16 protein-coding genes are annotated in these 19,097 nt (G+C 44.1%); 6 read left to right on the forward strand and 10 right to left on the reverse strand.

Features of this window, described 5'->3' with window-relative positions:
• Window positions 1-121: 121 nt before the first annotated feature.
• The 4 genes from R2Q85_RS15925 to R2Q85_RS15940 are packed head-to-tail and all read left to right on the forward strand — an operon-like array spanning window position 122 to window position 9,284.
• Complete coding sequence (locus R2Q85_RS15925) at window positions 122-6,097, forward strand: PKD domain-containing protein (protein WP_316812794.1); 5,976 nt, start codon at window positions 122-124, stop codon at window positions 6,095-6,097.
• A gap of 2 nt (window positions 6,098-6,099) precedes the next feature.
• Entirely contained in the window at window positions 6,100-7,128 is a 1,029-nt protein-coding gene (locus R2Q85_RS15930; RefSeq protein WP_316812795.1) for a PorP/SprF family type IX secretion system membrane protein, read from the forward strand.
• Window positions 7,129-7,183: 55 nt separating this feature from the next.
• Window positions 7,184-7,840, forward strand: coding sequence for an MgtC/SapB family protein (locus tag R2Q85_RS15935; protein WP_316812796.1), 657 nt, complete (start codon window positions 7,184-7,186; stop codon window positions 7,838-7,840).
• 16 nt (window positions 7,841-7,856) lie between these two features.
• Window positions 7,857-9,284: an L-serine ammonia-lyase gene (locus tag R2Q85_RS15940; RefSeq protein ID WP_316812797.1), complete on the forward strand. Its 1,428-nt coding sequence runs from the start codon at window positions 7,857-7,859 to the stop codon at window positions 9,282-9,284.
• Here the strand turns inward: R2Q85_RS15940 and R2Q85_RS15945 are convergent.
• Genes R2Q85_RS15945 through R2Q85_RS15970 form a run of 6 tightly spaced genes read right to left on the reverse strand, consistent with a single transcriptional unit; the run spans window position 9,281 to window position 15,353 of the window.
• Window positions 9,281-10,627 carry a DUF58 domain-containing protein gene (locus tag R2Q85_RS15945; RefSeq protein ID WP_316812798.1) on the reverse strand — a complete coding sequence of 449 codons (1,347 nt, stop codon included), beginning with the start codon at window positions 10,625-10,627 and terminating at the stop codon, window positions 9,281-9,283. The two genes, R2Q85_RS15940 and R2Q85_RS15945, sit on opposite strands and share 4 nt — an antisense overlap.
• Before the next feature lie 12 nt (window positions 10,628-10,639).
• A complete protein-coding gene (locus R2Q85_RS15950) occupies window positions 10,640-11,617 on the reverse strand; it encodes a MoxR family ATPase (RefSeq protein WP_316812799.1) in 978 nt (325 codons plus the stop codon).
• Between the two features lie 3 nt (window positions 11,618-11,620).
• On the reverse strand, window positions 11,621-12,802 hold the full coding sequence (locus R2Q85_RS15955) for a DUF4350 domain-containing protein (protein ID WP_316812800.1): 1,182 nt from the start codon (window positions 12,800-12,802) through the stop codon (window positions 11,621-11,623).
• On the reverse strand, window positions 12,799-13,527 hold the full coding sequence (locus tag R2Q85_RS15960) for a DUF4129 domain-containing protein (protein ID WP_316812801.1): 729 nt from the start codon (window positions 13,525-13,527) through the stop codon (window positions 12,799-12,801). The genes R2Q85_RS15955 and R2Q85_RS15960 overlap by 4 nt, the downstream gene beginning before the upstream one ends.
• A gap of 1 nt (window position 13,528) precedes the next feature.
• Window positions 13,529-14,401, reverse strand: coding sequence for a hypothetical protein (locus tag R2Q85_RS15965; protein ID WP_316812802.1), 873 nt, complete (start codon window positions 14,399-14,401; stop codon window positions 13,529-13,531).
• A 1-nt stretch (window position 14,402) separates the two neighbouring features.
• Window positions 14,403-15,353, reverse strand: a complete 951-nt coding sequence (locus R2Q85_RS15970) for a stage II sporulation protein M (RefSeq protein WP_316812803.1) — start codon at window positions 15,351-15,353, stop codon at window positions 14,403-14,405.
• 93 nt (window positions 15,354-15,446) lie between these two features.
• Here R2Q85_RS15970 and R2Q85_RS15975 point away from each other — a divergent pair, with 93 nt between their 5' ends.
• Window positions 15,447-16,190, forward strand: a complete 744-nt coding sequence (locus R2Q85_RS15975; protein ID WP_316812804.1) for an RDD family protein — start codon at window positions 15,447-15,449, stop codon at window positions 16,188-16,190.
• Window positions 16,191-16,202: 12 nt separating this feature from the next.
• On the opposite strand, the gene R2Q85_RS15980 is transcribed toward R2Q85_RS15975, so the two are convergent.
• The 4 genes from R2Q85_RS15980 to R2Q85_RS15995 all read right to left on the reverse strand — a co-directional run bounded on the left by R2Q85_RS15980 (window position 16,203) and on the right by R2Q85_RS15995 (window position 18,460).
• Window positions 16,203-16,544: a DUF2752 domain-containing protein gene (locus R2Q85_RS15980; protein WP_316812805.1), complete on the reverse strand. Its 342-nt coding sequence runs from the start codon at window positions 16,542-16,544 to the stop codon at window positions 16,203-16,205.
• Window positions 16,545-17,030 carry a DUF5684 domain-containing protein gene (locus R2Q85_RS15985; protein WP_316812806.1) on the reverse strand — a complete coding sequence of 162 codons (486 nt, stop codon included), beginning with the start codon at window positions 17,028-17,030 and terminating at the stop codon, window positions 16,545-16,547. It lies immediately after the preceding gene.
• Between the two features lie 82 nt (window positions 17,031-17,112).
• On the reverse strand, window positions 17,113-17,808 hold the full coding sequence (gene lipB, locus R2Q85_RS15990; RefSeq protein WP_316812807.1) for a lipoyl(octanoyl) transferase LipB: 696 nt from the start codon (window positions 17,806-17,808) through the stop codon (window positions 17,113-17,115).
• 10 nt (window positions 17,809-17,818) lie between these two features.
• Window positions 17,819-18,460: a 4'-phosphopantetheinyl transferase family protein gene (locus R2Q85_RS15995; RefSeq protein ID WP_316812808.1), complete on the reverse strand. Its 642-nt coding sequence runs from the start codon at window positions 18,458-18,460 to the stop codon at window positions 17,819-17,821.
• A 68-nt stretch (window positions 18,461-18,528) separates the two neighbouring features.
• On the opposite strand from R2Q85_RS15995, the gene dcd reads away from it, so the two are divergent.
• A complete protein-coding gene (gene dcd, locus R2Q85_RS16000; protein ID WP_316812809.1) occupies window positions 18,529-19,065 on the forward strand; it encodes a dCTP deaminase in 537 nt (178 codons plus the stop codon).
• The last annotated feature ends 32 nt before the right edge of the window (window positions 19,066-19,097 follow it).

Here is a 19,097-nt window from a genome sequence, read left to right on the forward strand (position 1 = left end):
AGTCCATAACAATATAGAGCCCCAGGAGTGTTCCTGGGGCTTTTTTTATTTTAGACCGTTTTACTACAAAATAATTAATTAAATCAAAAAATTATTTACTTTTATACAGCATCCCGCGTATATGGTAAAACGTTTACTCATTTTTACAGTTGCTCTCGTTTTTTTCCAGATATCTGAGGTATTTTCTCAGATAAACATTGGTACTGTTGACGCCGGGCCGTATACGCCGGGGTCGAGCATTGCGGCAATGTTTTCGATTGGCACTACAGGTAATTGTATTGCCCAGAATAATGTTTTCGATCTGATTTTAGTTTCTCCCAGCAATGTTGAAACTCCTATTGGCTCTTATACTGGCTTTTATGCTGCTTTTGTAAATGGTACGATTCCGGCAGGTACAGCTCCTGGTACTTATAGCGTTAAAATCCGATCTAGCAGCCCGGTATTTGAAACCGGTCTCTCTACTCCTTTTATAATATCGCCTGGAACGACCCCTGCTAATGCAGCCCTATCAAGTAGTACAGTCATAAACAATAACCCTTTAACTTTTGGAAGATGTAATGGCGTTCAGGGATCATATAATTTCACGAATGCTTCAAATACTGGAAATGTATCGGCAGTCATTAATAATCAGCTCAATTCAGAAACCGCAGCTACATTAACCTACAGCACCATAGGTGAACTAAAAAGTTTTCCTGCCGGACTTGCACATTATACGATTTTTGTAAAAGCCCAAATGCCAGATGGTACTGTGGGCACCCGAGCCTATTTTCTCGTAAATAATAGAGTTGTTACAGCATTTGCGACAACCGGATCTGAAATTGTTTGCTTTCCAACGGGGACGTTTGAGTATGCAGTTACAGTTGATGGGCCTAATAGTATCGCTGTAAACTTTCCCGGTAACCTATATAGAATAAGATGGGGAGATGGACGGGAAGACCTCTACACATTCTGTGATATCATCAAGTTAAACAATAAAGTCAGTCATACTTATGACAGATCTTCCTGTGGTGTTTCTAACGGTTCGATATATAATGCCTTTCAAGTCAATGTACAGGCATTAAGCCCTTTCCCTAACTGCGGGGAAATTGGATCTCCTTTATTTGCAAATGCCCGTGTTGTAGGAAGACCGATTAATATTTTTACTTATCCTCCTATCGTTTGTCTGGGCGACCAGGCAAGTTTTGTGAATGAATCTATAGCGGGGGACAGACCTAATTCAACCAGTAATGGTTGCACGGATAATCAAGTTACTTATACCTGGTGGGTTGATGGTGTCGCCGTTCCTTCCGCAATAGATGTACCGAGAAGTTTTATCTTCACATACACCTTCCTAACAAAAGGAAACCATGTCGTTCGTCTAACATCTAACAGCGATGGAGAGTGCCAGGCTGACCCCATAGAGCATATTGTCTGTGTGCAGGATCCGCCGCGGCCAGCATTCACAGTTTCAAATAACCTGGTCTGTTTATCTTCTCCCACAATTAATGCGAACAGTTCGACTTCTGTACTAGACAACACCTGCCCGAATACGCCCGTTTATACCTGGGCTGTAACGCCGTCAGCCGGAGTTACATTTAACAGAAATGACCTAAACCCTGATTTCACATTTGCGCAAACAGGAATATATAATATCACATTATCCATTCAAACCGGTACCTGTTCCGTTACCACAGCACCACAAAGGGTAGTGGTAAACAGCCCTCCACAGGCATCCTTATCAGACGATATAAATTTATGTGCCCGGGGCGATTATACATTTGGCCCAAATGGCTCAGCAACAAATACCACCGTTAGCGGAACAACAGAAATTTTAGCGGACACCTATACCTGGACGGTCTCAGGCCCTGGTGGGTATACATTTGTATCACCAAGCACACCAAATTCACAATATCCTACCATTAATTTTCAAGACTTCGGCACATATACCATTACACTGACACATAAGAATAATTGTACTACAGTAAGTGATTCACAAGTATTAACCTTCACCCAATCTCCAACAGCCAGCATATCAGCGACTCCAAACGCTATTTGCTATAACGACAACATTAACCTGACAGGAGTAATCAATAATCCTACTCCCGGTACCACATTTGAATGGTTGGGAGCAGGGTCTTTCTTACCAACCAACGATCTGATCACAATCTATACACCCACCCCGGCTGAAAGAACTGCTGGCGTAGCCAACATCAGGCTTCGTGTATCAACAGGCATTACCGGAACCTGCGCTGTAATTTTTGCTAATATCGCCGTAACAATATATCCAAATAATACCGGGACGAATCCTATTTCGTCACGCTCTCAAAGTATATGTTCAGGAGATAATGCGATATTCAACCCTACATCAAGTGTTAATGGAAGTACTTTCAGATGGACTGCTGTAAACACATCGGGAAGCGCCTCAGGATTCAGCCCTTCGGGAACAGGTAGTATCAATGAGGCTTTAACCAATAATAGCACTACTCAACCAGCCATTGTAGAATATACAATAATACCGGAAGCAAATGGATGTGATGGGGTACCGTTCAAATTCACTGTTACAGTCAACCCACTACCAATACTTACTGCAACAGCTGCAGCCACAACTATTTGTAGTGGTCAATCATCAGGAATTGCACTTTCTGTTACTAATACTACGGGCGCCACAACCTATACCTGGACCAGTACGCCAGCGCCAGGCGTACATGGCAATACTAACAATGCAACGCAAATAGCAATTACCTCAATAAACGATGTATTGACCAATACCGGCACGGCTCCAGTCAGCGTAACCTATACCATCACGCCTTATTCTCCTGCAGGATGTCCTGGAATACCGGTACCCGTTACCATAACTGTTGATCCTGCAATAACTTCCTCAATAGCGGGCCCTGCTGCCAACATATGTAATACCGGCACTTATACATTAGGGGGCAATCAACCCAAATCAAATGAAACCGGTACCTGGGCCTGGGTACCCGGCAGCGGACAAAGTGGGGTAACGATTCAGAATCCAAATTCGCCAAATGCTATAGCAGAAGGCCTGGTTGCAGGGCAGGCTTATGTATTCACCTGGACAATTTCTGCACCGGGAGTATGTAATTCTTCCTCGTCATCAGTGACTGTCACTGTTAACGAACCTACTGTACCTGGTACCACCGCAGGAACACCTACTACAGTATGTGCCGGAACCAATTCAGGTACGATCACCCTTAGCGGTTATCTGGGATCAGTGATCAGGTGGGAATACAGCCTCGATGGAACAACCAACTGGACAGCAGTGCCAGGAACAAATACAGGTACCACTTATACATTTAGCAACCTCACTACATCTACCTACTATAGGGCCATAGTTCAGAATGGGCAATGTAATGACATGCCATCCACTGCAACAATGATTACCGTTTCTCCTGCATCGACTATCGCTGCTGCCGGCCCTGATCAGGTGTTGTGCGATGAAAGAACTTCAATGTTAGCAGGCAACATGCCAGACCCGGCTAAAAACGAAACCGGCCTATGGTCCATTCCTGCCGGAGCACCATCTGCTGATTTTGTTAATGCAAACAGCGCAACAACCGAGATCAGAAATTTAATTGCCGGTCAAACCTATCGCTTCGTATGGACAATTACAGGAACCGGCGCCTGCGGGCCAACTACAGATACTGTTATTGTCACCAACAACGCACCCATCAATCAAAGCATCACCAGCACCAGTGTCGTGGTTTGCAACGGCCAGGACGTAATACTTACCAGCGTAGCTGCTCCTACGGGTGGGGGTGGAACATACGCCTACCAATGGGAAAGCCAGGTAAATGGTGGGGCCTGGTTGCCACAATTGAGTGACGGAGATGAAGAAACCCTTACCATAACCCTGAACACTGAGGGAACAGTAAACTTCCGCAGGATTGTAACCAGTGGTGGATGTATAGATACCAGCAATGTGTACCCGATTACCGTTCGCCCGGCAATAACCGGTAATTCCATTACCGCAGACCAGACCATCTGTAATGACAGCACACCTGTGGCACTCACAGGTCCTGTCCCAACAGGTGGTGATGGATCATTTACCTACCAATGGCAATCTAGTCCCGACAATGCAACATGGACAAACATTCCAGCAACCAATACCCCTGGCTACCAGCCCCCAGCACTTACTGCTGCCACTTTTTACAGAAGAGGCGTAACCACTGCAGACTGTGGGTCTGCTTATATTTACAGCAACAGTGTAAAAATAACCGTTAACCCCAATGCACATGCAGAATTTACATGGACGCACGATATCGACTGTTTTCCTTTCAGTTTACCGATTACTGTAGTTGAACATCCGGAAAGGAACGGGATTTATACCTGGTATGCAAACAATGTTCAGATTGGTACAGGAGCAACGTTCCCGGGTTATGCCATAAATGCCAGCAACCAGTCGGTTACCATTAAATTAGTAGTAACCAGCAGCTTCGGTTGTGCCAGCGACTCCTTACAGCATGTGTTCAGCACCAACCAGGCAGTTCCGGCTTCATTTACGCACAGTACTTCAAGTAACTGCGGGCCTGTGTCTGCCAATTTTGTAAATACATCCAATCTTTATGCCGGCGCCACATTCAGGTGGAACTTTGGAAACGGACAAACTTCAAACGATACCAATCCCCCAACCGTTACCTTCCAGCCAGATGCCTCAGGGAAAGATACCACCTATGTGGTCACCCTATATTCCATCACCGGTTGCGGAACCGATTCGGCAAAAGTCAATATCCTTGTAAAATCACCCCCAAGACCGGTATTCTCACCAAGTGCTACCAATGTATGTTCACCTACTCCTATTACGTTTACCAACAATTCTCCATTGCAGGCCGGCGTTACTTATACTTTTAATTTTGGTGATGGCACCCAGGAAACAACTAATGACAGGAGTCCGGTGACCCATATTTATCCAATCAGGACAACAGTACAAACTTATTACGCAACACTTACAGCTGTAAATGAATGCAGCACCGTTACCACCACCCCGTATACCATTATCGTCCGGCCAAACACAGTAAATGCAGAGCTGGTGGTAAATGATGGCAACCAATTGGTGGGCTGTGCACCGCATACCGTAACTTTCGATAACAATACCACAGGCGCAACGAGTTATATCATAGATTTTAACGATGGTACCCAGCCCAGACAATCTATCATCTCGCCAGAAAGGTTCCAATATACCTTTACAAATCCTGGAACTTACAAAGTACTGTTAACCGCAACCAATGGCTGCTCAACAGATACCACTTCTGAAACCATCGTTGTACGCGCACAACCCCTCACCGATTTTGACGCCCTAACCAGACTCGGTTGTACCGGCCTGGCTGTTAAATTTACCAACAACACGCAAAACGGGGTTAGCTACCTATGGGATTTTGGCGATGGCTCTCCAACTTCCAGCGAATTTGAACCCACACATACCTATACCGCAACACAGGAATATTATACCGTAACCCTCACCGCAACCAATAACCTGGGTTGCCCAATGACGGTTACCAAAACCAATTTCATCCACATCGTACAACCTCCTGTTGCCGCCTTTAACGTTAACCCTTCAACAGTCATCAATATCCCTGATTATACCTTTAATTTCGAAGACCAGAGCACCAACACCCCCACCATCTGGGAATGGGATTTCGGCGATGGCACGGGTTCCGCATTAAGAAACCCAAGCCATACTTATCTGGATACGGGAACTTACAGGGTAACGCTAAAAACCATTAACCAGCAGGGTTGTTTTAGTACTACATTTAAAGATGTAACCATTAAAGGTGTGCCAGGTTATTTATTTGTGCCCAATTCCTTTATACCGGGCGATACCCGTCCGGAGCTGCGGGAATTCCGAGCCAAGGGATCTGGAATTGCAACCTGGAGGTTCAGTATCTTTAACAAATGGGGGCAGTTGCTATGGGAAACCACCAAGCTGGAAGAAGGAAGACCTGCCGAAGGCTGGGACGGCAGTTTTAAAGGACAACCCATGCCACAGGGTGTTTATTTCTGGAAAATCGACGTGCAGCTGGTAAACGGCTCGGAATGGAAAGGCATGACCTACGACAAATCTCCACCTAAACGAACAGGACCAATACATTTAATCAGATAGTTATGCGCGGGAGAAAAAGACCAATAATTGTGTTGTTAATCATGCTGGTAAGCCTTGGGGCTTTCGGACAGGACCACATCTATTCCCAGTTTTTTAATGCGCCCATTTACCTGAACCCATCCTTAACCGGCCAGTTTGAGGGCGATATCAGGATGAACCTCATTTACCGGAACCAGTGGACCGGATTGAGCGGCGATCTGACTTATATTACCGCTTCAGCAGACCTGAACATTTCTAAGTTTGCAGGCGGAGTTGGCCTGATGTTTACACGCAGCAGCGAAGGAACCGCTTACCTGGTTAAGAATAATGCAGCAGCAACGTACTCTTATAGCGTAGGCGGCGATGATTTCGTAGCCTCATTTGGCATACAGGCAGGCTTTACCAACAGGCAGATCGACTGGAGCAAGCTGGTATTTGCAGACCAGATCGACATGCGCCTGGGTTATATCCCCGGAAGTGTATCCGCGGCACAACCTCCAGACCAGGACAGCAAATTCTTTTTTGATGCCGCGGCAGGCACCAATATGGTGTTCCGCAACCTGATGGTAGGTGTTTCTGTTCACCACATCAATAAACCGGACGAATCTTTTAGTGGCACCGTAGCCAAACTGCCCATGCGGATCACCGCAAACGCAAGCTATAAGATCCCTTTAAGCTCCTATTACGATTATAACCAGGATGAAGGTGCTGCGCTGATCCCTTCGGTGGTTTATTACAAACAGGCCAGCTCTAGCTCTATCAGTGCGGGCGCCCAGTTCAAATACAGGGGTTTAAATACCGGGCTCTGGTACCGCAGCGCCAGCCAGGGCGGACCAGATGCCATCGTGGTTTCCCTGATATTCGATCTTTTTAAAGGCAGCAAAAATGGAGAAAAGCTACGTTTGGGCATCAGCCATGACGCCACCACTTCAAAAATTAACTATACCAATACCAGTGGTACAACCGAAGCCAGCATCGGCTATGAAAAATATTTCCCCAACAGCTCCGGATACAACAAATTCAACGGTCTCAGGTGTTACGATTTCTATTGATGACTAAATAACAATCCAAAGGAAATCTTTGTTATATTAGATCATTTAATTACCCATGGAGAATATTATTGACAGCAACCACTTCCTTACCCAAAGTGAAGTGAACAAGTTTTTACTGGCCACCCTCCTTTGTGGCCTGATCGGTGCAGAACGGGAGTTCAGAAGTAAGCAGGCGGGTTTAAAAACCATGATCATGATTGGCCTGGGTTCCACCCTTTTTACCATCCTCTCCATTAAAATAGGCTTAAGCAGTCATGACCGTATTGCTTCCAACATTGTTACCGGCATCGGTTTTCTTGGTGCAGGAGTTATTTTTAAAGAAGACAACCAGGTTAAAGGCCTTACTACCGCCTGTGTGATCTGGATTGTTGCTGCCATCGGCATGGCCATTGGTTCGGGCTATTATGAACAGGCGGTTGGCGTAACCCTGGTGGTATTGCTGGCCCTTTTGATCTTTCCCTTCCTGGAAGACATGGCCGAACGCCGCTTCACCAAAAGAGTATACCGGATTGTAAAACGCTATGAAGGCGAGAGTCTCGAAAAATACGAGCAAGACATCAAAACCTCTAAATTAAAACTATCCAGGGGGAAACAGGAACTCGCAAACGGCATCATCAGCGGTACCTGGATCGCCATCGGCAGCCCCAAAAACCACAAATCATTTGTAGACCGCATGCTTCAGGATAAAAACATCATCGCTTTTGATTTTTAGTGTTTAGCTTTGTTTTATGCAAAGGGAACAGATCTCGGTATTCGATATTTTTAAAATAGGCATAGGCCCCTCCAGCTCACATACATTGGGGCCCTGGAGGGCAGCACAGCAATTTACAGCTTCGCTTAAGCAAAGAAATGTACTGGAGCAGGTGATCCAGGTAAAAGTGCTTTTATACGGTTCGCTGGCCAAAACGGGAAAAGGCCATGGAACCGATGTGGCCATTGTGCTGGGCCTTAGCGGCGCAGACCCGGTTACATTTGATGTAAATGCCATCGATACGACCATTGCAGCAATAAAGAATGAGCAGGCATTGTCTCTTTCCGGCGAAAGGTTGATCAGTTTTAATTACAACGACGACATGGTCTTTCTTTTCTTTGAAAGTCTGCCTTTTCATCCCAATGCCGTGACTTTTCAGGCATTTCTAAACGATGGCAAGGCCGTGTCCGAAACCTATTATTCTATAGGCGGTGGCTTTGTGGTAAAAGAAGGCGATTCCGGCAAGGAAAAGGATCAGGTAGACCTGCCCTTCCCGATAGAAAAAGCCAGCGAACTGTTGCACTGGTGTTTATCTACCGGCTTAAAGGTATCCGAGATCGTCCTCGAAAATGAGCTGGCCTGGCGCAGGGAAGAAGAAACCCGCAAAGGCATTATGCAACATTATATCGTCATGAAGGATTGCATTTACAGGGGTTGCCATACCGCAGGTTTTTTACCGGGGGGCTTAAATGTAGCCAGGAGAGCTTCCGCTTTAAATAAAAGACTGATCAAAGACCGTACTTACAATGACTATGCCAGCTGGGTAACGGCCATCAGGGCGGGAGGCAATAGTTTTAACTATATCTTAGACTGGGTAAGCTGTTTTGCGCTGGCCGTTAACGAAGAAAATGCCTCGTTTGGCCGGGTGGTAACAGCCCCAACCAATGGTGCAGCCGGTGTGATCCCTGCGGTGCTGCAATATTATATCACTTTTTGCGATGGTTTTGCAGAAGAGCAGATTACCCGCTTTATCGCCTGTGCTTCCGAAATAGGGAGCATCTTTAAAAAAGGGGCTACCATATCGGCGGCCATGGGCGGATGTCAGGCAGAGATCGGGGTATCCTCAGCAATGGCAGCAGCCGCTTTAACAGAATGCCTGGGTGGCTCACAACGTCAGGTATTAATGGCCGCAGAGATTGCCATGGAACACCACCTGGGCTTAACCTGCGATCCCATCGGTGGTCTGGTTCAAATCCCCTGCATAGAACGGAATACCATGGGCGCCATCAAAGCCATAACAGCCAGTCAGCTGGCCTTACAAAGCAATCCTGACAAGGCGAAAGTGAGCCTGGATGCCGTAGTCAATACCATGTGGGAAACGGCCCTGGACATGAACTCCAAGTACAAGGAAACGTCTGATGGCGGCCTGGCTACCAATATCCCGATCAGCCTGCCGGAATGCTAAATTTTTTGCTGGGCTTTAATGGCAAGATACCTGTTCACCACATTTACAGTTAGTTTTTCGGGCGGGGTAAGTATGCTGAGAATGCCATTTTTTGCCAGTTCCCTAACCATCAGTTTCTTTTCGTAAGCAAATTTGGTGGCAATGGTCTGGATATAGATATCTTCCACATCCTGCACCGGTTTTTCAGTAATCGTTTTCAGTTCTGTATTCTCAAAAAACACGACCAGCAATAAATGAAATTTAGCGATACGTTTTAAAAAAGGCAACTGCCTGTTTAAAGCAGACATGCTTTCGAAATTGGTAAACAATACCACCAGGCTGCGTTGTCTTAATGTACCCCGGACACTCGTATACAAAGCTTCCATATTCAGTTCCAGGTAGCGTGTTTTTTCTTTGTACAGCACTTCCATTATCTTACCGAGCTGTGCGGGCCGGCGATCGGCAGGAACCACACTCCCGATTTTTTCAGCGATGGTAATCAGCCCTGCTTTATCCTGCTTTACCAATGCCACATTCGACAGTACCAGACTTGCGTTAATCGCATAATCCAATAAACTTAAGCCTTCAAAGGGCATTTTCATAGCCCTCGATTTATCAATGATGCAGTACACATGTTGTGCCTTTTCATCAGTAAATGAGTTCACCATCAGTTCAGCTTTGCGGGCTGTCGCTTTCCAGTTTACCGTACGGTAATCATCTCCCTGTACATAACTTTTAACCTGATCAAACTCCATACTATGTCCCACCCGTCTGATCTTCTTAATACCAAATTCACTCAGCCGGTTCGATATCGCCATCAGCTCATACTTCCGCAACTGCAAAAAAGAAGGATAAACCGAGACCGTAGTTTCTTCGCCCAAATTAAATCTTCGGATAATCAACCCCAATGGGGACTGTACATACAAACGTACCAGGCCAAAAACGTATGTTCCCCTCTTAGTTGGCCTTAAGCTATAAGTTATGGTTTTTCGCTCACCTGGCTTTAAACTGCTTTTGAACCAAAGGTCTCTTTTCTGAAACTGAAAAGGGATTTCGTCAATAATGCCGATGTGAATACCAAAGGAATAGAAGTTCTCTACATAAATCTGCAATTCGTTGTCATCTCCATTGCTCAGCCGTTCCGGTACAGCCCTGCGCAAAAAAACATCCCGCTCTGTCCGGTACAATAAAATCCCGTCAATCAGTACCAATAAAATGAATATCCAAAAAGCAATATAAGGCAGGTCTCCAAGCCAGGGCAGAAAGAAAGAAAAAAGAAATAAACTTACACAAAGGCCAATTCCGGCAAAAAATCTTTTGCCCAGAAAAAGGTCTTTGTAATATTTTATAAAGAATGGTCTCAATATTTCTGCTGTTTATCTGGGTACTTCTATTTTTTGAATGATCTGCCCTACAATATCACTGGTAGTCAGGCCTTCCATTTCCTTATCCGGGGTCAGCATGATCCGGTGCGACAAAACTGGTGGCGCCACTTTAATAATGTCTTCAGGTGTTACAAAATCACGCCCCTGCATGGCAGCAAACGCTTTAGCCCCGTTTATCATTGCCAGCGAAGCACGTGGAGATGCCCCCAGATAAAGTGATTTATTATGGCGTGTTTCATGCGTAATCTTTGCCACGTATTCAATCAGCTTCGGTTCTACATGTAATGCTTTTATAATGCCCCGGCAAGCCTTGATCTGTTCAATGCTCAACACCGCCTTAACCGCATTCAGTTCATCTTCCAGTTTGCGGTGGTGCTGATTTAGCAAAATGGTTGTTTCCTCCTCAAGCGTTGGATACTTAACCTCTATCTTAAACAGAAAACGGTCCAATTGCGCTTCAGGCAATCTATAAGTTCCTTCCTGTTCTATCGGATTCTGGGTGGCCAGCACCATAAACGGTTCATCCATCAGGTAAGTATGTCCATCAACCGTAATCTGTCGTTCCTCCATTACCTCAAACAAGGCCGATTGCGTTTTTGCCGGCGCGCGGTTAATCTCGTCAACCAATACAATATGCCCGAATATGGGGCCTTTCCGGTATTCAAAAGTGGCTGAGCGAGGATCAAAAACAGAAGTACCAATTACATCTGAAGGCATCAGATCCGGTGTAAACTGAATACGTGAAAATGAAGCTGCAATGCTTTTGGCAACCAGCTTTGCACTTAACGTCTTGGCTACCCCTGGTACCCCTTCCAAAAGAACGTGCCCATCCGCCAGTAAACCTGCAATTAAAAAATCAATGGTATCTTTCTGGCCAACAATAATACTGCCTAGCGTTTCTCTGATCTGCGTTACCGCAGTATTTAGCTGTGTAAGGTCGGTTCTTTGGTTAAACATTTCCGCTTCCATAATTTATTGGGCTTGTTTGTAAAATTTCTCTATTAATTTATTCAGCTTAATGAGCTCATTGTCATTGATCACAACCGCATTATTAAGCTTGTTTATCAGTTCTATCAGGTGTCGTGTCACTTCTTCGGTTACTCCAGACTTAAGCACGAGGTCTGATACGAACATTTCATCCAGCTTTGTGGTCTTCAGGCGGTAATTGGTCCGCACATGTTCTAAAAAATAAATAATCTTCTTTTGTACAATGTCCCGGTTGTCCCGCTGCTGGTAATAAACCTTACCCACAACCTTAACAAAATCAACAGAAGTATTTTTTAACGGGTCTATGACAGGAATGATACGCTGACGGCGTTTCATTTCAAAAAACACAAATACCAATAATCCTGTCAGGGCCAGGTAGTAAGCCCATCGCAACCGGTCGTTCCTGAACAAAACGCGCAGAACCGATGCGTCATCAACATTCCCTTTAGTGTTATTTTCATCCCAGATCACTTTTTCCGCAGGAGGCAAGCAGGAAAGTGCCTTAGCCATATAATTGGCCCCAACAGGATTCAACAGATTGTAATTACTTAACAATTGCGGACTTGGCAAGATATACAGTGCTCCCTTGCCATAAGTATATTTTACAAAATTAACATCTCCATTTGCATTTCTTCCCAAAGCACTTGCCCTTGATGTATCAACCCTGCTAAAGTACTGATCGCCCAGGCCCTTGTTAAAGGCATAACCTTTTCTATCCTTTAAAGCCGGGGCTACAAAATTAATCCTGGTGGCTTTCTTACCCGCATAGTTAAGTACAGAGTTCATTCTCAAATTCAGTGTATCCGTTAAGAGCTCACTCAATTGATAAGCTGCAATCAGCACACTGTTTCCCTTTTCCATATATTTAACCAGTTCCTGGTAATCATATTCATCCATTTTTACCTCACCCGCAATAAACAGGTAAATGCTATGCCTGAACTCCTTATCCTTTAAGGTATTGTAAACAGGTAATCTTGAGGGACTGATCATTGCTTCAGGAAAGATACTTCCCAGCTCCTGGTACAGGATATAGGTCCCCATTGGGATTTTATCTTCTTTTAAATAAGTCGCCGTCCAGTCTGTAGGCTTGGGTTTATAGTACTGCGCAATTAAATATACCAGCATCACTACAGCGCTCCCTATCAGGTATAATCTCAGTCCCTTCATAGCGCTTTCACATTAAATCTTTCAAAACTGCCTTTAAGCCCCTTGAAACTTTCTTTATCAATAGAAAAATCACCGTACCATATATATTCAAACTGTAAGGTAAGCACCGTAAATTGCTGCTTTCTTTCCAGATCAATAAGTTCATCTATATAAGCCTGATTGGTTTTTTCAGGCTGCCAGCTGATCAGCTCCCTATCGCTCAGAAGTTTAAGGGAACGCAGGTAAAGCAGGCGTACCGCAAGCCTGTAATTGCCATTTGCAACGGCTTTTTCAATCTCCTCATTAAAATTGATCTCATGAATATTCTCCAATGACTCATCATAGGGTACATCAACAGCCTTGGATTTCCGGGCAAAGATCTTCAGGTCAAGTCCAATCAGCTTAACCACAGCAAAGATCACTAAGGCAGCCACAATTACGATAACCAGGTATTTGATAAAACCACCAGAATATTTGTTTGTTAAAGCCCCGTTCAGTAAATCCCAGAACCATCTCCAGAACCTGTCCCACCAACTGGTATTTATTGGTGCCTGTTCATCGTATTGAAAGTCCTTCTGTACACTGTAATCCTTTATTTTCTGCAGGTCAAAGTTCCTCTGTACTACAGCTGAACTGTCATTTTTAAGCGGGGCCTTTTTTAAGATCGTGGCAGGCCCCTGCGAAAAGGCTGAAAAGCAATGGAGAGAAAGAACAGTAAGGAAGAATACAATGAGCGCTCTTTGCATGCTAATATTCCTCTAAACTGGTATCCCCGTTCTTTTCTTCACCAAATTGATTGATACGGTCCATCAAACCTGAACTTTCCTGCACCTCTACCAGGTTAAAATAGCATAAGGCAACGCCAATTACCGGAATCATCATAAATGCATAGCTGATGTACTGCAGGATCGTGCCCACAATCACCATCACTTTACTCCATTCTTTCGCACCCGGTATAAAAGTACCAACCATGGTTAAAATAAACCCGGGAGCTGAAGCAAACATCATACAGGAATAGGCGATCACCCAGATCACCAGTATTACGCCGGCAGTTAACCACCACTGGTTTTTAAGCAGCTTAAACGACCGGTTAAACGTATATATAAAACCGGCATTTTCTAAAATCATGACAGGGAAGAACAAAGACATTGCCGGGAACACATAAATCCCTGGCAACAAACAAAGTATAAAAGCAAAAGTCAGAAATAACCCTACACCGATGCTGCTAAAGAACGCCCTGAAGAAATAATATTTAAAGTAGGCCCATACTTCTTCCGGATTGGGAGCAACCTTACCTTTTTGAATGTACAGCGCAATAAAACTCAGCGTTGACACTGTAATTGCGGTATAGGTTCCCATAGAAATAAAAATTACCAGGAAATAATTCCAGGTGAACAGATTATTGATACCTCCCGCAAATGGATTGTTTGGGTTTGCACCTATAGCCTGTAAGTTCAGCTGCTGCATCACAGCGGCGATGATACCTGCCAGGATAAAGAACCCGCACAGGTAAATAAACATCTTTATTAACGGCCTGAAATTTTCCCTGATGAAAAGGAAGGTGTCGTTGATAACCTCACCGAAATCCCTAAGTTTTTTAAATTCGATTTTTCCTGACATCTTAAATGATTGGATTGCGTTTAATTAATTGTGATGGATAAATAACTACGTACCAGATGACAAAGAGCAAAGATCCACTTAAAATACTTATGCTTAGCCACAACGGCATACTGGTATAACGGGTAACAAAACCCTCAAAAAATGCGGCTGCAACAAGAATGGGTACAATGCCCAGCGCCATCTTGGTGCCGTCTTTTGCACTGTTTTTAAAAGCCTGCAAACGGGTATAGGTCCTGGGGAAAAGCAAGCCATGACCAAGCACAAGTCCTGCAGCCCCCGCCATAATTATGGAGGATATTTCAAGAGTTCCATGGATCCAGATCACCAGCACAGATGCAGCACCAAGACCTTTGCTAAAAAAGTAATATTGAAATGAGCCCAGCATAATCCCATTTCTCAACAGCATAAAAACAGGACCAATACCAAGAAATATTCCACTTACAAACATCAGTAAAGAAACATAAATGTTATTGGCGCCAATCTGCAGAAACATAGATACGGGGCCCTGTTGTTTGTAAACGCCGAAAGGATCGCCTTTTGCAATGTTTTCATTGGTCATATTTACATAACTATCTCCCATAATCAGTCTTACAAAGGCATCATCATATTTAGCCGACAAGACGCCGATGGCACAGGAGATCACAAAAAACAGGAGCGAATACAGCAATTGCCGGCGATAGGTATAGCACAAAACCGGCAGTTCAAATTTCCAGAACCTGATAAAGCGTCCGGCATCTTCTTTTTTATTCTTATAGATAGATTGATGCAGTACCGATGCCAGTCCATTTAAATAAGCCGTGGTTTTAGACGTCGGATAAAACGTTTTGGCATAAGCCAGATCATTGGTAATATCTATAAAACGCGCAGCCAGTTCGTCAGGATTGCTTGTTTTCAACTGCTCATAGGACTTCCACTTCCCAGAATTCTGTTTAACAAACAACGCCTCTCTCATAAATTTTGGTAAGAATGTAATTTTCTGTTAAAATAGCGACAAAAAAACATTTTACAACAATTAATTCAACATCAGTATTATATTTGAATAGCTATGGAAACAATAAAGGTAAATACAAGTCAGCACGTAGACATTGACTATCCGGTTGCCGGTCTGGGCGAGCGCATTGCAGCGAGGCTCATAGATCTGGGGATATTCTTTGGTTTATATATCATTTTTGTCCTGCTTGTTGCGGTAACAGGTATTTCCGGTATGATAAAAAGCACCACCTATCTTATCCCCATAGTGATCGGTATCTATGCCGTCAGTTATGTCTTCTATAATCTCATCTGCGAGATTTTTATGAACGGACAGTGTGTGGGTAAACGCATCATGAAAATAAAAGTAATCAGCCTGGACGGTGGCCAGCCAACCATAGGTCAGTACTTCATCCGCTGGCTGTTCCGCCTGGTCGATTTCCTCCTGACAGCCCAGGTTGGAGGATTGATCTGTATTGCGGTATCAGAAAAAAAACAAAGGATCGGCGATATTGTAGCCGGAACAACAGTTATCAAAACCGTTCCGCGCACAGATTTTGAACACATTGCCTTTCATCCGGCAGATGAAGCATACACTCCTGTATTTAACAATACCAGCCTGCTCAACGACAGGGACGTAGAACTGATCCATGAAGTCATCTCCACCTATTATAAAACGTACAATCCAGAACTGATCTATGTGATGTCAGGAAAGGTGTCCGCATTGCTTTCCGTAAGCATACCTGCCGGCATGAACGAAATGGATTTCCTGAAAACAGTGGTTAAAGATTACAACCACCAGACCTCCCTGGTATATTAACACAAACCCAGGTCAATGTGCCTGCGGATGGAAAACCTTAACCAGGTAACTTCCCATAATGATGGAGCCGGTAATTAAAAATAAAGTCTTAATCAGCAAAGGCTGATCTCTCTGGCTTAAATATCGGGCAGAAAGTGCCACTACAAGTGTAATCAGGATAGGAATGGCAGGTGGGTACAGCCGAAAGCTCTCCTGCAAATCTCCCCTTAAAAGTGCCAGCAAGGAGCGCTGGAAACCGCAACCTGGGCAATCAAAGCCCGTAAGGCATTTAAAAGGACAGGGCAGCAAAAAAATATCCGCCTGACCAGCAAAAGCAGACCAGGCGGATAGTATATATAGGTTAATGATCAGCAATTAAACTCCTGGTGTTGTAGGTGGTTGATTGAACGGATCATTAGGATTTTTAAAAGGGTTATTTGCGCCAAACGGATTGTTCGGATTGTTAAAGCCCTGTTGTGCCTCAGCAGCTGATGGCCCTAAATACCTGGCATCTCCAAAACCAAGCAAAGGATAAAATACAATGGGCAGTAAAATCAAGCCTACGGTATAACCTTCAGTTTTGCCAAAGCTTTTGCTCAGCAGGTTCGTCAGCCAGATACCAAATACGATATTCACACATGGGATGATCAGCCAAAGTATCCAAATGGTAGGTTTACCTACAATTTCAATTAATACTATCGCATTATAAATTGGAATGATGGCCGCCCAGCCCGGCTTTCCGGCTTTGACAAAGATTTTCCATAATGAAGCATATACCAGCACCAAAACTGCCAGCCAAAAAATTACCATACCGGCTCCAATTCCGGCACCGGCTGCCGCGTACTCTGAGTTGTAATCCATAGTTTGTTTTTTAGTAGTTTATATAAATATAGTACTAATTATAAAAAACAAGAATTACGCAAGGATGTTTTTTTGTTTAAGCTTACTGGATTTCCATTTTAAACAACACAGCGATATGAAATTTTAATTTCTCTTTAACCTGCTCCATATCAACTTCATAACCCAGCTCCCGTTGCATAGAGGTCACGTCCTTATCGTCAATCCCACAAGGCACAATGTTCCCGAAGTAGTCAAGGTCAGCATTTACATTGAAGGCAAAGCCATGCATGGTTACCCAGCGGCTGCACCTTACGCCCATAGCACAAATTTTGCGGGCCTTATCGTTGTCTGCATCAAGCCACACCCCGGTAAAACCTTCATAGCGCCCCGCCTCAATCCCAAAATCCGCCAGGGTTAAAATAACAGCCTCCTCCAGTGTGCGCAGGTAAAGGTGTATATCCGTAAAAAAATTGTCCAGGTCAAGAATAGGGTAGCCCACCAGCTGTCCGGGCCCGTGATAGGTAATGTCGCCACCCCGGTTAATCTTATAATACCTTGCCTTTTTATCGGCCAGGCCCTGCTCATCCAGCAACAGGTTTTCAGGATGCCCGCTTTTTCCCAGGGTATATACATGCGGGTGTTCGCAAAACACAAGATAGTTGGGGGTTTCCAGCTGGGTATTATTAGTCCGGTTCTGTGTTTTTAACGCAACAGTGCCTTCAAAAATAGCCTCCTGCCTATTCCATGCCTCCTGGTAATCCGTAAGGCCCCAATCCAAAAATTCTACTTTCTTGTTCATTTTGCGAAAATTAAGCAACTACATAGCCCAGCATATATCCATCGTCCATTTTAAAATAATGAACGGTAAGTTCCAAACTGCCTTCCGGCAAATCAACCAGCGCATTTAACTTTCCATCTGCTTTTAATCTGAAAGGCTTGATATGGATGTCCTGCTTAAACTCCAAACCTTTCCTGCCGTTCCACTTATAAATAGCCTCCTTGGCACACCAGCAAACATACAGGCCGTTGATGTTATCCCCGATCTGTTTTTGGGCCAGTTCAATATCAGATAAAAACTTATGCTTAATGCTCCTTATTTTATGTTTGATCAGTTCAATATCCACCCCAACCTTTTTCTTCTTTCCGATAATCACAGCAGCATAATCGTAAGAATGGCTTAAAGAAATGTGGTAATCAAAATTAGTCAGATAGGGTTTGCCGTGTTCATCCATTCTGCAATCGATATACTCGACCGTGTTGAGCATTGTTCTTAACAAAACACGCGTACTCAGCCAATGCAAAAGGCGCTTGCCATTGTTAAAAGAAGAGATGATATCCAGCTCGTGCTGTTTCAGTTGTAAGCCTGATTGCAGCTGTTCTTCACTTTCTTCAATTTTCCATACAGCCAGTATGGTATCCTCATCAATATTTTTATTAAAAACTACAGGCATCTCTATTTTAGAAAACAATGCAAAAGTATCTTAAATTAATCATAATTTCGTCCAAATACTATATAATAATGATCCTGTCTGACAAACGAATTCTTGAAGAAATAGATAAAGGCACCATAATAATTGAACCTTTTAACGCAGAATGCCTTGGTACCAACTCGTACGATGTGCATTTAGGTAAATATCTTGCTACCTATAAAGACAGGGTCCTGGATGCGAAAGCCCACAACAAAGTGGATCATTTTGAAATTCCCAAAGAAGGATATGTTCTTCAGCCCGGCACTTTATACCTGGGTGTAACGCTGGAATATACCGAAACGCATGCGCATATCCCCTTTTTAGAAGGCAAATCGAGTACCGGCCGTTTAGGGATAGACATCCATGCCACCGCAGGAAAAGGGGATGTTGGTTTCTGTAACACCTGGACACTTGAAATTTCCTGTGCCCAGCCGGTACGTATCTATGCCGGCATGCCCATCGGTCAGCTGATCTATTTTATGGTTGAGGGCAGCATTGGAACGCTGTACAATACCAAAAGCAATGCGAAATACAACAATAAAACCACCAAGCCGGTTGAAAGCATGATGTGGAAGAATAAATTTTAACAAGGCTCCAGCTATTTTTTAAATTATAATTA

The sequence above is a fragment of the Pedobacter heparinus genome, assembly GCF_032678725.1.
Lineage (GTDB): Bacteria > Bacteroidota > Bacteroidia > Sphingobacteriales > Sphingobacteriaceae > Pedobacter > Pedobacter heparinus_A.

Bases quoted from the DNA above. Each gene is read 5' to 3' on its own strand.
- R2Q85_RS15925 (WP_316812794.1), top strand. From the start codon at position 122: ATGGTAAAACGTTTACTCATTTTTACAGTTGCTCTCGTTTTTTTCCAG.
- R2Q85_RS15930 (WP_316812795.1), top strand. From the start codon at position 6,100: ATGCGCGGGAGAAAAAGACCAATAATTGTGTTGTTAATCATGCTGGTA.
- R2Q85_RS15935 (WP_316812796.1), top strand. From the start codon at position 7,184: ATGGAGAATATTATTGACAGCAACCACTTCCTTACCCAAAGTGAAGTG.
- R2Q85_RS15940 (WP_316812797.1), top strand. From the start codon at position 7,857: ATGCAAAGGGAACAGATCTCGGTATTCGATATTTTTAAAATAGGCATA.
- R2Q85_RS15950 (WP_316812799.1), bottom strand. From the start codon at position 11,617: ATGGAAGCGGAAATGTTTAACCAAAGAACCGACCTTACACAGCTAAAT.
- R2Q85_RS15955 (WP_316812800.1), bottom strand. From the start codon at position 12,802: ATGAAGGGACTGAGATTATACCTGATAGGGAGCGCTGTAGTGATGCTG.
- R2Q85_RS15960 (WP_316812801.1), bottom strand. From the start codon at position 13,527: ATGCAAAGAGCGCTCATTGTATTCTTCCTTACTGTTCTTTCTCTCCAT.
- R2Q85_RS15965 (WP_316812802.1), bottom strand. From the start codon at position 14,401: ATGTCAGGAAAAATCGAATTTAAAAAACTTAGGGATTTCGGTGAGGTT.
- R2Q85_RS15970 (WP_316812803.1), bottom strand. From the start codon at position 15,353: ATGAGAGAGGCGTTGTTTGTTAAACAGAATTCTGGGAAGTGGAAGTCC.
- R2Q85_RS15975 (WP_316812804.1), top strand. From the start codon at position 15,447: ATGGAAACAATAAAGGTAAATACAAGTCAGCACGTAGACATTGACTAT.
- R2Q85_RS15985 (WP_316812806.1), bottom strand. From the start codon at position 17,030: ATGGATTACAACTCAGAGTACGCGGCAGCCGGTGCCGGAATTGGAGCC.
- lipB (WP_316812807.1), bottom strand. From the start codon at position 17,808: ATGAACAAGAAAGTAGAATTTTTGGATTGGGGCCTTACGGATTACCAG.
- R2Q85_RS15995 (WP_316812808.1), bottom strand. From the start codon at position 18,460: ATGCCTGTAGTTTTTAATAAAAATATTGATGAGGATACCATACTGGCT.
- dcd (WP_316812809.1), top strand. From the start codon at position 18,529: ATGATCCTGTCTGACAAACGAATTCTTGAAGAAATAGATAAAGGCACC.